At 59.3% G+C, this 12,712-nt stretch carries 15 protein-coding genes; 14 read left to right on the plus strand and 1 reads right to left on the minus strand.

Translation table 11 applies throughout. The features are described from left to right. Nucleotides 1-3 precede the first annotated feature (3 nt). The 14 genes from J0X19_RS10745 to J0X19_RS10810 all read left to right on the plus strand — a co-directional run bounded on the left by J0X19_RS10745 (nt 4) and on the right by J0X19_RS10810 (nt 11,742). Nucleotides 4-648 (plus strand): DUF6134 family protein, encoded by a 645-nt coding sequence (locus J0X19_RS10745; protein ID WP_242582435.1) that lies wholly within the window; start codon nt 4-6, stop codon nt 646-648. Between the two features lie 92 nt (nt 649-740). After that, on the plus strand, nt 741-1,091 hold the full coding sequence (locus tag J0X19_RS10750; RefSeq protein WP_206984356.1) for an ArsR/SmtB family transcription factor: 351 nt from the start codon (nt 741-743) through the stop codon (nt 1,089-1,091). A 26-nt stretch (nt 1,092-1,117) separates the two neighbouring features. Next, on the plus strand, nt 1,118-1,576 hold the full coding sequence (locus J0X19_RS10755) for a DUF6428 family protein (protein ID WP_206984357.1): 459 nt from the start codon (nt 1,118-1,120) through the stop codon (nt 1,574-1,576). Between the two features lie 49 nt (nt 1,577-1,625). Next, nucleotides 1,626-2,120 carry a GNAT family N-acetyltransferase gene (locus tag J0X19_RS10760; RefSeq protein WP_206984358.1) on the plus strand — a complete coding sequence of 165 codons (495 nt, stop codon included), beginning with the start codon at nt 1,626-1,628 and terminating at the stop codon, nt 2,118-2,120. Between the two features lie 25 nt (nt 2,121-2,145). After that, nucleotides 2,146-2,586 (plus strand): arsenate reductase ArsC, encoded by a 441-nt coding sequence (locus tag J0X19_RS10765; protein ID WP_242582437.1) that lies wholly within the window; start codon nt 2,146-2,148, stop codon nt 2,584-2,586. Between the two features lie 389 nt (nt 2,587-2,975). Continuing rightward, entirely contained in the window at nt 2,976-3,923 is a 948-nt protein-coding gene (gene paaA, locus J0X19_RS10770) for a 1,2-phenylacetyl-CoA epoxidase subunit PaaA (protein WP_206984359.1), read from the plus strand. A 119-nt stretch (nt 3,924-4,042) separates the two neighbouring features. Next, a complete protein-coding gene (paaB, locus tag J0X19_RS10775) occupies nt 4,043-4,330 on the plus strand; it encodes a 1,2-phenylacetyl-CoA epoxidase subunit PaaB (RefSeq protein WP_206984360.1) in 288 nt (95 codons plus the stop codon). 53 nt (nt 4,331-4,383) lie between these two features. Continuing rightward, nucleotides 4,384-5,172, plus strand: coding sequence for a 1,2-phenylacetyl-CoA epoxidase subunit PaaC (gene paaC, locus J0X19_RS10780; protein ID WP_206984361.1), 789 nt, complete (start codon nt 4,384-4,386; stop codon nt 5,170-5,172). Next, on the plus strand, nt 5,166-5,672 hold the full coding sequence (gene paaD / locus J0X19_RS10785) for a 1,2-phenylacetyl-CoA epoxidase subunit PaaD (RefSeq protein WP_206984362.1): 507 nt from the start codon (nt 5,166-5,168) through the stop codon (nt 5,670-5,672). Before paaC ends, paaD begins: the two co-directional genes overlap by 7 nt. Nucleotides 5,673-5,862: 190 nt before the next feature. Next, nucleotides 5,863-6,648 carry an enoyl-CoA hydratase-related protein gene (locus J0X19_RS10790; protein WP_206984363.1) on the plus strand — a complete coding sequence of 262 codons (786 nt, stop codon included), beginning with the start codon at nt 5,863-5,865 and terminating at the stop codon, nt 6,646-6,648. An 89-nt stretch (nt 6,649-6,737) separates the two neighbouring features. After that, complete coding sequence (locus J0X19_RS10795) at nt 6,738-7,904, plus strand: 3-hydroxyacyl-CoA dehydrogenase NAD-binding domain-containing protein (protein ID WP_206984364.1); 1,167 nt, start codon at nt 6,738-6,740, stop codon at nt 7,902-7,904. A gap of 127 nt (nt 7,905-8,031) precedes the next feature. Next, nucleotides 8,032-10,080 carry a phenylacetic acid degradation bifunctional protein PaaZ gene (gene paaZ / locus J0X19_RS10800; protein WP_206984365.1) on the plus strand — a complete coding sequence of 683 codons (2,049 nt, stop codon included), beginning with the start codon at nt 8,032-8,034 and terminating at the stop codon, nt 10,078-10,080. A gap of 168 nt (nt 10,081-10,248) precedes the next feature. Continuing rightward, nucleotides 10,249-11,022: an enoyl-CoA hydratase/isomerase family protein gene (locus tag J0X19_RS10805; RefSeq protein WP_206984366.1), complete on the plus strand. Its 774-nt coding sequence runs from the start codon at nt 10,249-10,251 to the stop codon at nt 11,020-11,022. A gap of 459 nt (nt 11,023-11,481) precedes the next feature. Continuing rightward, on the plus strand, nt 11,482-11,742 hold the full coding sequence (locus J0X19_RS10810) for a SemiSWEET family sugar transporter (RefSeq protein WP_206984367.1): 261 nt from the start codon (nt 11,482-11,484) through the stop codon (nt 11,740-11,742). Nucleotides 11,743-11,753: 11 nt separating this feature from the next. On the opposite strand, the gene J0X19_RS10815 is transcribed toward J0X19_RS10810, so the two are convergent. Beyond that, nucleotides 11,754-12,602: a helix-turn-helix domain-containing protein gene (locus J0X19_RS10815; RefSeq protein WP_206984368.1), complete on the minus strand. Its 849-nt coding sequence runs from the start codon at nt 12,600-12,602 to the stop codon at nt 11,754-11,756. Between the last annotated feature and the right edge of the window lie 110 nt (nt 12,603-12,712).

Consider the following 12,712-nt stretch of genomic DNA (forward strand, 5'->3'; position numbering starts at 1 on the left):
CTTATGCGCCGTAATCATCTAGCCAATAATCTGTTGCTAAGCCTTGGTTTGGTAGCAACGCCAGCGCTGGCCCAAAGTCCGTTGCCAACCGAAGTGCACCGCTACAGCATTGAGGTGGCCGGCCTGCGCGTGGGCACCATGACCGCCACCCGCCAAGCCCTTAGTACCAGCAACGTACGCTACAGCCTCGTCAGCGACGTGCAGGTGAACTTTCTGGTGTATCATCTGAAAGTGTATTATAAGGTTATCAACCAGGTGCAGAACGGCCAATTGCTGCTTTCCACGGTGGAAGCCCATACCAACCAAGGGAATTTCACTTCCCGAACCGAGTGGAAAAAAGACCACTACGACATCGTGGCCGACCAGTACAAGCATCACTACCGCGGCACCGAGGTGCGGCCTATTCGCTACACCGTCACGGATATGTTTTTCGGCGAACCGCAGGGCCAGCCACAAGCCTACGGAGAGTATTTCGGCGACTATTTTCAGGTGCAGAACATAGCCCCAGGCCACTATCAGGCGGAGCGCAACGGCCGCGAAGACGAATACCACTACAAAAACGGGCAGCTGGTATCCATTATCAAGAAAAACCCGCTCAAAAACTTCATTATCCGCCAGATACCGCCACCTCCGGTAAGTAACCGCTAGGCGACAAGCTCTGCTGAACGGAAATTTTTACACTATGACGTATACTCACGTCATAGTATGTCGTATATTTACGACATACATCATAGCACCGCATGACTTACGCTAAGACCACCGTTTTCACTGAAGAGCAGCAGCAGCTGGCCCGCATTGCCAAGGCGCTGGCCCATCCGGCGCGGGTAGCCATTGTTCAGCTGCTGGCCGCAAAGAAAACGTGCATCTCCGGCGACATTGCTGCCGAGTTGCCTTTGTCACGCACCACCGTTTCGCAACACTTGCAGGAGCTGAAGGCGCTGGACCTGATTCGGGGCGAAATTGATGGACTTACCGTCTGCTACTGCCTCAATATCAAGCTACTGCAACAAGTAAACCAGCAGTTCACAACCTTTTTTGTGGAGGCCACCGCCAACGAGCCTTGCGGCCCGGATGCCGGGTGCGCCTGCTGATTTTTCTCACTTCCACCTTCCTTTTTATGAGAATCTCTGAAATGAAGCAGTCCTTGCAAGGGCTGGATACGGTTAACTTCCAGCTGCCCGATGGCTCCTATCTGCCCGCCCATTTCCACGTGACGGAAGTAGGCCTCGTGAGCAAGCATTTTATTGATTGTGGCGGCGTAGAGCGCCAAGAAACCGTAGCCAACTTCCAGCTCTGGGAAGCCGGCGACTACGACCACCGGCTGGCGCCCCGGAAATTCCTGCACATCCTGAAGCTCTCGGAAAAGATTCTGGGTTCCAACGACCTCGACATCGAGGTGGAATATCAGCAAGCCACCATCGGCAAGTTTGGCCTGACCTTCAACGGCACCGATTTCGTTTTAACCCCGAAGCAAACGGCCTGCCTGGCCCAGGACGCCTGCGGGATTCCGGCGCACCAGATTGAGCTGCCGCAGTTGCAGATAGCCAGCTGCACACCCGGGGGCGGGTGCTGCTAACACATTACCTTTCAGATGCTAACAGGTTGTTTTATTTGCTTTGCACCTCATGACTATACAGCCTTTTGCACCAGCACACTGGCCTGCCGCTGCTGCCATCTATGAGGCAGGCATAGCCACCGGTAACGCCACGTTTGCCACCGCCGCCCCCAGCTGGGTTGACTGGGACCAGGCGCACCTGCCGCATAGCCGCTTGGTAGCCGTTGCGGCCGATGGCCAGGTGGTTGGCTGGGCGGCGCTGTCGCCGGTGTCGAGCCGCTGCGTGTATGGGGGCGTGGCCGAGGTGAGCGTGTACGTGGCGGATGCCGCTCGGGGCCAGGGTGTGGGCCGGCAGTTGCTGGAAGCATTGGTGCGCGAGTCGGAGCAGCATAACATGTGGACCTTGCAGGCGGGCATCTTCCCCGAAAACGAAGCCAGCCTTCGGCTCCACGCAGCAGCGGGCTTCCGGCAGGTGGGCCGGCGGGAGCGAATTGGCAAAATGGGCAGCCGGTGGCGCGACACCTTGCTGTTGGAGCGCCGCAGCACCTTGGTGGGTTCGAGCTAGCCTAGCAGACATCTTATTCAAGCGCATGATGCCCCATAAAAAGAACGTACTGGTGCTGTGCACCGGCAACTCCTGCCGCAGCCAACTGCTGCACGGCTACCTTACGCAGCTGCTTGCTGCTGATGCTGCCACCGTGTATAGCGCCGGTATAGAAACGCACGGCCTCAATCCGCGGGCGGTACAGGTGATGCGCGAAGACGGCGTGGATATTTCGCACCACACCAGCAACCACGTAGCGGAGTATGCCGCGGTGCCTTTCGATTACGTCATTACCGTCTGCGACCATGCCAACGAGGTCTGCCCGGTGTTTCCCTCAACCGCCCGCAAACTGCACCACAACTTCCCGGACCCAGCAAAAGCCACCGGCACAGAATCGGAAATTCTAACGCAGTTCCGGCAGGTTCGTGACCAGGTGAAAGCCTACGCCCGCAACTTCGTGCGGCAGGAGTTTGCCGTAGGTGCGTAGCGAATATAGCGGTTTTGTGCACCGTAGCCCCCCGATGTAGAGACGCGTATTCGCGTCTCTACATCGGGAACCGAAATCGTGCAGACAGCGCGGCCGACCAGACGCGAATACGCTTCTCTACAGCCGCCGGGCTGCCCCGTTCACGTAACCGCTGTATTGTCGCTTAGCAGTTGCGGTGGATGCCGTTTGGCCGATTACTGAAGCCACCTTTTTCGTTTAAATAAAAAAAGCCTGCCAATGCTCGGTGGGCTTTTTTGTGTCCTGATTTATTGCCGTGCCGGGTCCTTGGCAGGCTATGGCTGTGCGCGGGGCAACAGCGTAAAAGAGCAGGTCAGTAAATTTTTCTTACTTTTAACTAACGCTTGTTAGTTAAACTTTGTTGAAGCGGTATGGAAACGTTAGAACTCACCCAGGAAGAGCAGTTTCAGGCCCGCATTGATGCGGACATTCGCATTGAGCCCAAGGATTGGATGCCCGATGCCTACCGCAAAACGCTGATCCGGCAGATTTCGCAGCACGCCCACTCTGAGTTGGTAGGCATGCTGCCCGAAGGCAACTGGATTACCCGGGCTCCGTCATTGAAGCGCAAGTCCATTTTGCTGGCTAAGGTGCAGGACGAAGCCGGCCACGGCCTGTACCTGTACAGCGCCGCCGAAACGCTGGGTGCCTCGCGCGACCAAATGCTGGCCGACTTGCACTCCGGCAAAGCCAAATATTCCAGCATCTTCAACTACCCCACCCTGAGCTGGGCCGATATGGGCTGCGTGGGCTGGCTGGTGGATGGGGCCGCCATTCTCAACCAGGTGCCGCTGTGCCGTACTTCCTACGGCCCTTATGCCCGCGCCATGGTGCGGGTGTGCAAGGAAGAAAGCTTCCATCAGCGCCAGGGTTTCGAGATTATGCAGACGCTCTGCGAAGGAGCACCCGTGCAGAAGGAAATGGCGCAGGAAGCCCTCAACCGCTGGTGGTGGCCTACGCTGATGATGTTCGGCCCGAAAGATGCGGATTCGCCCAACACGGCGCAGTCGATGAACTGGCGCATCAAGCGCTTCACCAACGACGAGCTGCGCCAGAAGTTCGTGGACATGATGGTGCCGCAAGCCGAGTTCCTGGGCCTTACCGTACCCGACCCCGCCGTGAAGTGGAACGCCGACAAGAACGGCTACGATTTCGGCGACGTGGACTGGGAGGAGTTCTGGAACGTGGTGAAAGGCAACGGCCTCTGCAACCAGGAGCGCCTTGGTGCCCGCGTGAAAGCCCACGAGGAAGGCGCCTGGGTGCGCGAGGCCGCGCTAGCCCACGCTGCTAAAAGAAAGCAACGGGCCTCAGAGGTGTAGAGACGCGTATTCGCGTCTCGTCGTTGAACGGCCTGCGCTAGAACAACCAGGACCGCACCAACCAAACAACATCAGCAACGAGTGAGACGCGAATACGCGTCTCTACATAGCTAAGAAACATGAATCAATCCGAGTGGCCTTTGTGGGAAGTTTTTATCCGCAGCAAGCAGGGCCTCGACCATAAGCACGTGGGCAGTTTGCACGCCGCCGACGCCGAAATGGCCATCCAGAACGCGCGCGACGTGTACACGCGCCGCCTTGAAGGCGTGAGCATCTGGGTAGTAGAGTCCAGCCACGTGCACGCCTCCAACCCCGACGATGCCGCGGCTTTCTACGAGCCAGCCAACGACAAAATCTACCGCCACCCGACCTTTTACCAGGTGCCGGACTCCATCAAGCACATGTAAGTAATTGGCTATTAGCTGCTGGCTGATAGCTATTCGCTTTTCCCTTTCGCGCTATGCAGGTTGCCCCTCCCACCACTCACACCCCCGAAACGCAGACGCAGCTGTTCCGCTACGTATTGCAGCTAGCCGATACCAGCCTGATTCTGGCCCACCGCCTCTCGGAGTGGTGCGGGCACGGCCCCATTCTGGAGCAGGACTTGGCGCTGGCCAATATTGCGCTTGACTTTCTGGGCGAGGCACGCAGCTATTATCAGTACGCCGCCGAGCTGGAAGGCCAGGGCCGCACCGAGGACGATTTGGCTTACCTGCGCAGCGCCGTGGAATACCGCAATCCGCTGCTGGTAGAGCAGCCCAACGGCGACTTTGCCGCTACCATTGTGCGGCAGTTTATATACGACACCTTCCACTACCACTTGCTCCAGCAGCTGCAAGCTGGCCCCGACACGCAGTTGGCCGCCATTGCCGAGAAGTCGGTGAAGGAAGCGGCTTACCATCTGAAGTGGAGCTCGGAGTGGATTATCCGGCTGGGTGACGGTACCGAAGAAAGCCGCCGCCGCGTGGAGCAGGCTATAGCCAGCCTGTGGCGCTACGCCGGCGAGCTGACGACACCCAACGCCACCGAAAAAGAGCTGCAAGCCGCTGGCCTAGTGCCCGATTACGCTGCCATGCTGCCCCAAATGGAAGCCCACGTAGCGCGGGTTTTTGAGGAGGCTACGCTGCCGGTGCCGCAGGGCGTATTCATGCAGAAAGGCGGCAAAGATGGCCGGCACACCGAGCATCTGGGCTACCTGCTCACCGAGCTGCAATACATGCAACGCACCTATCCGGGTCTGACATGGTAGCCACGCAAGCGCCGACTGAGGAACTTATCTGGCAGTTGCTGGAAGAAGTTTCCGACCCGGAAGTGCCAGTGCTTAGCATCCTGGACCTGGGCATTGTGCGCGCCGTGCGGCTTGAAGATGAAATGGTACACGTCACCATTACGCCCACGTACTCGGGGTGCCCGGCCATGAACACCATTGCTACCGACATCCGGCTGCGGCTGCTGGCCGAGGGCATCACCCAACTCACCATTCACAACCAGCTCAGCCCGGCCTGGACCACCGACTGGATGACTCCGGCGGGCCGCGCCAAGCTGGAGGAATACGGCATTGCCCCGCCCGTTGACGGTACGGCCACCGGCCACCTACTCAACCTCTTCGGCCAGGATACCGCCGTGCGCTGCCCGCTTTGCAAGTCCGAGCACACCCACCTGGTCAGCCAGTTCGGGTCCACGGCCTGCAAAGCCTCCTACCAGTGCGACGACTGCCAGGAACCCTTCGACTACTTCAAGTGCCACTAAATACTAAAGCTAGTTCCCCTCCTCAGATGATTCCGCGCATCAAGCGGCGAGGGGCTAGGGGTGGTTGACCGGCCGTTGAACGACAACTAGCTTTAGTTTCTGGTTCTAACTTTTCAACCACCCCTAGCCCTTCCTTATCTAAGGAGGGGAACCAGACTTCTAATCCTGACTCTCTACTTTTCCCCACCCCATGCCCGAAAACGACTCTCTGCTCTTCTCCCTCGATGCTGGCGTAGCCACGCTGTGCTTCAATCGGCCCCAGGTTTTCAACAGCGTCAATAAGGAAGTGGCGCTGGCCATGCAGCAGCACCTGCGCGACTGTCAGCAGAACCCCGAGGTGCGCGCCGTGCTCCTGACGGGTACCGGCAAAGCCTTCTGCGCCGGCCAAGACCTGGCCGAAATTACCGGCCCGAACAGCCCCGAGGTAGCCGAAATTGTGGAGAAGCACTACAACCCCATTGTGCAGCTGATCCGGGACTTGGACAAGCCGGTAGTGGCCGCCGTAAACGGCGTAGCGGCCGGCGCCGGCGCCAATCTGGCCCTGGCTTGTGATGTGGTGGTAGCCAAGGAGTCGGCCTCGTTTATTCAGGCGTTCAGCAAGATTGGGTTGATTCCGGACAGCGGCGGCACCTACTTTCTGCCGCGCCTGATTGGCATGCAGCGCGCCTCGGCCCTCATGCTCACCGGCGACAAAGTGTCGGCCGCGGAAGCCGCGCAGATGGGCATGATTTACAAAGCGTTTCCCGACGAATCGTTTGAGCAGGAAGTGGCCGCGCTGGTGCGCAAGCTGGCGGCCATGCCCACCAAGGGCCTCGCCTACACCAAGCAGCTGCTCAACGGCACCTTCGGCAACGACCTGGCCCAGCAGCTCCGCAACGAAGCCGACTACCAGCTCCGCGCCGGCCACACCACCGACTATCGGGAAGGCGTCAGCGCATTCCTGGAAAAGCGTCAGCCTACATTCATTGGTGCCTAGTGCTTCGTTGTTAGTGCTTAGGTCGTTCAAACCAAGCACTAACAACGAAGCACTAAGCACTAACAACGAAGCACTAAGCACTATAAAGAATGATAATCGGCATTATTGGCAGCGGCGCTATGGGTTCGGGCATCGCGCAGGTGGTGGCTACGGCCGGCCACACCGTGCGCCTACTCGACCAGAATGCGCAGGCCTTGGAACGCGCCCGCCAAGCCATTGAAACTAGCCTCAACAAGCTGGTGGAGAAAGGCAAACTAACGACGGAGGCGGCGGCCGGCACCATTGCGCGCGTGCACCTCACCCAGGATATGCAGGAGTTTATGGACTGTGAGCTGGTGCTGGAAGCCATTGTGGAGGATTTGGCCGTGAAGCAGCACCTGTTTCGGGAACTGGAAATGGTGGTGCCCGAAACCTGCATTCTGGCCAGCAATACGTCGTCGCTGTCCATTGCTTCCATTGCCTCGGCGTGCCAGCACCCCGAGCGGTTTATTGGGATTCACTTCTTCAATCCGGCCCCCGTTATGCAGCTGGTAGAAGTTATTCCGGCGGTGCAAACGCGCGCCGGGCTGGCCGAGGAAGTGCGGGCGCTGGTGGAAAGCTGGGGCAAGCTGCCGGTGCTGGCCAAAGACACGCCGGGCTTCATCGTGAACCGGGTGGCGCGGCCGTTCTACGGGGAGGCCATCCGGCTGCTGGAAGAAGGCGTGGCCGACGCGGCCACCATCGACTGGGCCATGACCGAGCTGGGCGGGTTCCGGATGGGGCCGTTTCAACTGATGGATTTCATCGGCCACGACGTCAATTACCGCGTCACGGAGTCGGTTTTCACGGCCTTCTTTTTCGACCCGCGCTACAAGCCTTCCTTCACCCAAAAGCGGCTGTTCGAAGCCGGCTACTACGGCCGCAAGTCGGGCCGTGGCTTCTACAGCTACGCGCCCGATGCCGCCCCGCCCGAGCCAACCCGCGACGCCGAGCTGGGCCAGCGCATCGTGCAGCGCGTTCTGGCCATGCTCATCAACGAAGCCGTGGACGCCCTGTTCCTGAACGTGGCCTCTCGCCCCGACCTGGAGCTGGCCATGACCAAGGGCGTCAACTACCCCAAAGGCCTGCTCACCTGGGCCGACGAGCTGGGTTTGGCGCAAGTGCTCAACACCCTCGACGCCCTCTACGACGAATACCACGAAGACCGGTACCGCGCCAGCCCGCTGCTGCGCCGCATGGCGAAAACCGGCCAGACCTTTTTTCCACCCGCAAACTGACCTCACCCCCTAGCCCCCTCTCCAAAAGAGAGGGGGAACTAGACGTAGATTCTAATTCTAGAAAGCTAAAAGTTAGTCCCCCCTCTCTTTTGGAGAGGGGGCTAGGGGGTGAGGCACCTATCAGAACATGACTACTCTCGAAAATTACGCCTTTGGCCGCTGGACGGCGGGGCAGGGTCAGCAGCAGGAACTCTACGACGCTTCCACCGGCGAAGTAGTGGCCGTAACCAGCGGCGAAGGGCTGGACTACGCGGAGATGATGCACTACGCTCGTAGCAAAGGCAACAAGGCGCTCCGCAAAATGACTTTCCATGAGCGGGGCCGCATGCTAAAAGCCCTGGCCCTGCACCTCGACAGCAAAAAGGAAGATTTCTATACCCTCAGCTACCGCAGCGGCGCCACCCGCGCCGACTCCTGGATTGACATTGAGGGCGGCATCGGCAACCTGTTTGCCAACGCCTCCCTGCGCCGCAAATTCCCCGATAAGCCGTTCTACGTGGACGGCGACCCGATTGCGCTGTCGAAGGGCGGCAACTTCATCGGCCACCACATCATGGTACCGCGCGAGGGGGTTGCCATCCACATCAACGCCTACAACTTCCCGATTTGGGGGATGCTGGAGAAAATTGCCGTGAATCTGCTGGCTGGCATGCCCGCCATTGTGAAGCCGGCCGTGCCCTCAGCCTACCTCACCGAGGCGGTGGTGCGCGAAATCATTGCCTCCAACATTCTGCCCGAAGGCGCGTTGCAGCTGGTAGTAGGCACCGGCCAGGGCATTCTGGACCACGTTACCTATCAGGATGTGGTGACGTTCACCGGCTCGGCCGAAACGGGCCGCAAGCTGAAAGGCCACCCGCGCATTTTGGCGGAGGCGGTGCCGTTTACCATGGAAGCCGACTCGTTGAACGCTGCCGTGCTGGGGCCGGATGCCGTGCCGGGCACCGTGGAGTTCGACTTGTTTATCAAGGAAATCCGCAAGGAAATGACAGCCAAAGCCGGGCAGAAATGCACCGCCATCCGCCGCGTTATTGTGCCCAATAACTTGGTGGAAGACGTGCAGATTGCCTTGGGTAAAGCACTAGCCCAGACCACCATCGGGCACCCGCTGGCGGAGGGCGTGCGCATGGGCGCGCTGGCCGGCCGGGAGCAAATGCAGCGGGTGCGCGAGCGGGTGGAGCTACTCGCCAAAAACACGCCCATCGTGTACGGCAACCTCGACGACGTAGCAGTGATTGGTGGTGACTGCAAAGTGGGCGCGTTTATGTCGCCGATTGTGCTGCTGAACTCCGAGCCGTTCAGGTTCACCGACACCCACGAAATCGAAGCCTTCGGGCCGGTGGCTACGCTCATGCCCTACCACGATGTAGACGAGGCCATTCAGCTGGCGAACCTGGGCAAAGGCTCCCTGGTGTGCTCGGTGGCTACCGCCGACCTGCGCACGGCGCAGGAGTTTGTGCTGGGCGCGGCCACCCACCACGGCCGGATTCTGGTCATCAATGAGGAGGTGGCCAAGGAAAGCACCGGGCACGGCTCGCCACTGCCGCTACTCATCCACGGCGGCCCCGGCCGGGCCGGTGGCGGGCAGGAAATGGGCGGTATCCGGGGCGTTGAGCACTTCATGCAGCGGGTGGCTATTCAGGGCTCCCCCACCATGATTACGGCCATTACCGAGGTGTACCAGCAGAACGCCAAGCAGATAGAAAAGGACAAGCACCCGTTTCAGCACTACTTCGAGGAGTTGGAAATCGGGCAGACGTACACCACGCACCGCCACACCGTCACGGAAGCCGACATCAGCAGTTTCGCTCAAGTGTCGGGCGACAATTTCTATGCCCACGTGGACGCTACTTCCCTGGAAGGCACGCTCTTTACGGGCCGGGTGGCGCACGGCTACTACATCCTGAGCAAGGCCGCCGGCATGTTCGTGGACCCGCGTAAAGGCCCGGTACTGCTCAACTACGGCCTCGATGAATGCCGCTTCACCAAGCCCGTGTACCCCGGCATGACCATCGGGGTGAAGCTCACGGTGAAAGAGAAGATAGCCCAGGAAAAGCGCGACGAAACCGACGTTGCCAAAGGCATTGTGCGCTGGCTAGTAGACGTGTCCGACGAAACCGGCGAAACCGTAGCCGTAGCCACCATCCTAACGATGGTGAAAAAGAAAAACCAGGAGTAGACTAGCTGTTAGCTCCCCTCCTTGTTGAAAGGAGGGGTTGGGGGTGGTTGACTAGAACTAGAAAATTAGAGCTAGTTGTCGTTCAACAATTTTACCACCCCCAACCCCTCCTTGAAAAAAAGGAGGGGAGCTAACAGCTAGTTTCTAGCCTTACACCACCCTTTCCACATGACCCAACTCTCCCTTACCGGCAATGTAGCCGCCACTACCGATGCACACGGCGTCACGACTATCACCTTCTCTCACCCGTCGCACAACTCATTGCCAGGGGCGCTGCTTACGGCGCTGGCGCAGGCCATAACCGATGCCGGGCAGGACGCGCAAACCAAGGTCATTGTGCTGAAAAGTGAGGGCGAAAAAACGTTTTGCGCCGGGGCCAGCTTCGATGAGTTGATTGCCATTGAGGACGAGGCGCAGGGGCTGGCGTTTTTCTCGGGCTTTGCCAAGGTGATAAACGCCTGCCGCACCTCGCCGAAAATCATCATCGGGCGGGTGCAGGGCAAGGCCATTGGCGGCGGGGTAGGTGTTGCCGCCGCTACTGACTATTGCTTTGCCACGGCGCAAGCCGCTGTGAAGCTCAGTGAGTTGGTGGTGGGCATCGGTCCGTTTGTGGTAGGGCCGGCAGTGGAGCGTAAAATCGGGACGGCCGCCTTTGCCCAGCTGGCGCTGGATGCCGCCGAGTTTCGGTCGGCCGCTTGGGCGCAGGAGAAGGGTTTGTACGCGCAGGTGCTCGACAGCATCGACGCCCTGGATGCAGCCGTGCAGGCGTTTGCCACCAAGCTCGCCGGCTACAACCCCGAGGCGCTGGCCGACTTGAAGCGCGTGATTTGGGCCGGTACTGACCATTGGGATACGCTGCTAGTGGAGCGGGCCGCCATCAGTGGCCGGCTGGTGTTGTCGGAGTTCACCCGGTCGGCCATTCAGCAGTTCAAAGCCCGGTAAGCGCTGGGTGGTTAGGCTTCAGGAACCGGGCTTCTGATTCGGGCAATGCAGCATCGGTTTTGGGTAATACAGTGGGAGCACGCCGCAACAGGGTACTCTACCTTTGTGGTTGCTTGCTGACGGCGCACTACGCTTACCGCCAGCCGGCGGGGTTTCTGAATCGCGGAAGCCCGCCACGCACTGTTTTTCGGGTGGCACCACTTGGGTTGCCGTCCCGATTTCACCTTTCCCTCTTCCTATGCATTTTCCTTATGTCTGGCAGCTGACTGCCGAAGACAGCCGCCGCTTTTTCCGGTACCTGCGCGTGTTCTTCCAACGACCACTGCCTAGTATTCGCAGCTTTAGAAAAACCTGGTCGTATTGAGCCAGGTTTTTTTGTATCCCCTTTTCTACAAGCAGTTTACTGATTCCTGAGGCACATACCCGCCGCTGCTTTCACTCTTTATCCGCTACCTGCCTATGACGTTTATTGCCCTACTTGGCCTGCTGGCCGCTTGCGTTACCACGGCCGCCTACGTACCGCAGGCCTACAAAACCATTATTACCCGTTCTACCAGCAGTCTTTCGCTGCCCACCTACTCCTTGCTTTTTGCTGGCACAACCCTGTGGGTGGTGTACGCCCTCTATATCAACAACTTACCTATTCTGGTTGCCAACGGGGTAACGGCGGTGCTGGCTGGCATTATTCTGTACCTGAAACTCACCGCGAAGGAAAGCTAACCGCTCTACCGTCAGGCCGTTTGCTGCTGCCGATAGGCCGTGGGGCTTTGGCCGGTAAGCTTGCGGAAAGTGCGGTTGAAGTGCGAGAGGTTGTTGAAGCCACTGGCCAAGCTCACTTCCGTCACGGGCAAGCCTTGCAACAGCAGCAGCCGGGCCTGACTGATGCGGTATTCCTGCAAAAAGCTGGTGAGCGTTTGGCCGGTCATTTTCTTGAAAAAACGGCAAAACGCCGGCACCGTCAGCGCCGTGAGGTCGGCTAGCTGCTGCACCGTAACCGGCTCGGCGTAGTGCTGCTCAATGTGCTGATAGACCTGCCGCAACCGTTGCTGCTCCAGCTCCTGGGTGCCCGAAACGCCCAAAGCCGCGTGTAGTTCGGTGGCGTCGGGTGCTTCGGCGAGGTGGTAGAGCAGCTGAAGCAACGTGAGCAGCCGCACCGGGGCGGGCTGGGTTAGCATCTGGCGCAGCGTAGCCCCCACGGCAGCCCGCGTGGCCGGCCCAAACGACAGGCCTTGCCGGGACCGGTGAAACAGCTGCTGCACGGCCGCTAGCTCGGGCCGGTGCAGGAAATTTTCACCCAGAAAATCTTCGCGCAGTTGCAGCACAATTTGCTCGAACGCGCCTTGCTGCTCGTAGCTGAAACTCAGGTGTGGCAGATTCGGACCCATAAATACCAACTCGCCACCCGAGTAGCGCGAGAAATGCTGCCCGATGTGCCGCCGCCCGCTGCCTTCCGGAATGTACACCAGCTCGTACTCGGGGTGGTAGTGCCACAGAATGTCGCGGTCCTGCGCCTGGGTGTAGTGCAGGAGCGTAAACGAGCTGCCGGGCGTGGGCTGAATAGGTTCGAATTCCAGCTTCATGCACTAAGTACGACAAGCTGAGCGGAAGGATAACAGTAGAGCTTGCAGGAGGAGCACCTGAAGAAAAATTAATATAAGGTTCAGGTGCTCTTTAGCTTGCTGCCGGAAGT

The organism is Hymenobacter telluris (assembly GCF_017313265.1).
GTDB lineage: Bacteria > Bacteroidota > Bacteroidia > Cytophagales > Hymenobacteraceae > Hymenobacter > Hymenobacter telluris.

What these genes read in the sequence shown, in the direction of transcription:
- J0X19_RS10745 (WP_242582435.1), top strand. Translation starts at nt 4, where the DNA reads ATGCGCCGTAATCATCTAGCCAATAATCTGTTGCTAAGCCTTGGTTTG.
- J0X19_RS10750 (WP_206984356.1), top strand. Translation starts at nt 741, where the DNA reads ATGACTTACGCTAAGACCACCGTTTTCACTGAAGAGCAGCAGCAGCTG.
- J0X19_RS10755 (WP_206984357.1), top strand. Translation starts at nt 1,118, where the DNA reads ATGAGAATCTCTGAAATGAAGCAGTCCTTGCAAGGGCTGGATACGGTT.
- J0X19_RS10760 (WP_206984358.1), top strand. Translation starts at nt 1,626, where the DNA reads ATGACTATACAGCCTTTTGCACCAGCACACTGGCCTGCCGCTGCTGCC.
- J0X19_RS10765 (WP_242582437.1), top strand. Translation starts at nt 2,146, where the DNA reads ATGATGCCCCATAAAAAGAACGTACTGGTGCTGTGCACCGGCAACTCC.
- paaA (WP_206984359.1), top strand. Translation starts at nt 2,976, where the DNA reads ATGGAAACGTTAGAACTCACCCAGGAAGAGCAGTTTCAGGCCCGCATT.
- paaB (WP_206984360.1), top strand. Translation starts at nt 4,043, where the DNA reads ATGAATCAATCCGAGTGGCCTTTGTGGGAAGTTTTTATCCGCAGCAAG.
- paaC (WP_206984361.1), top strand. Translation starts at nt 4,384, where the DNA reads ATGCAGGTTGCCCCTCCCACCACTCACACCCCCGAAACGCAGACGCAG.
- paaD (WP_206984362.1), top strand. Translation starts at nt 5,166, where the DNA reads ATGGTAGCCACGCAAGCGCCGACTGAGGAACTTATCTGGCAGTTGCTG.
- J0X19_RS10790 (WP_206984363.1), top strand. Translation starts at nt 5,863, where the DNA reads ATGCCCGAAAACGACTCTCTGCTCTTCTCCCTCGATGCTGGCGTAGCC.
- J0X19_RS10795 (WP_206984364.1), top strand. Translation starts at nt 6,738, where the DNA reads ATGATAATCGGCATTATTGGCAGCGGCGCTATGGGTTCGGGCATCGCG.
- paaZ (WP_206984365.1), top strand. Translation starts at nt 8,032, where the DNA reads ATGACTACTCTCGAAAATTACGCCTTTGGCCGCTGGACGGCGGGGCAG.
- J0X19_RS10805 (WP_206984366.1), top strand. Translation starts at nt 10,249, where the DNA reads ATGACCCAACTCTCCCTTACCGGCAATGTAGCCGCCACTACCGATGCA.
- J0X19_RS10810 (WP_206984367.1), top strand. Translation starts at nt 11,482, where the DNA reads ATGACGTTTATTGCCCTACTTGGCCTGCTGGCCGCTTGCGTTACCACG.
- J0X19_RS10815 (WP_206984368.1), bottom strand. Translation starts at nt 12,602, where the DNA reads ATGAAGCTGGAATTCGAACCTATTCAGCCCACGCCCGGCAGCTCGTTT.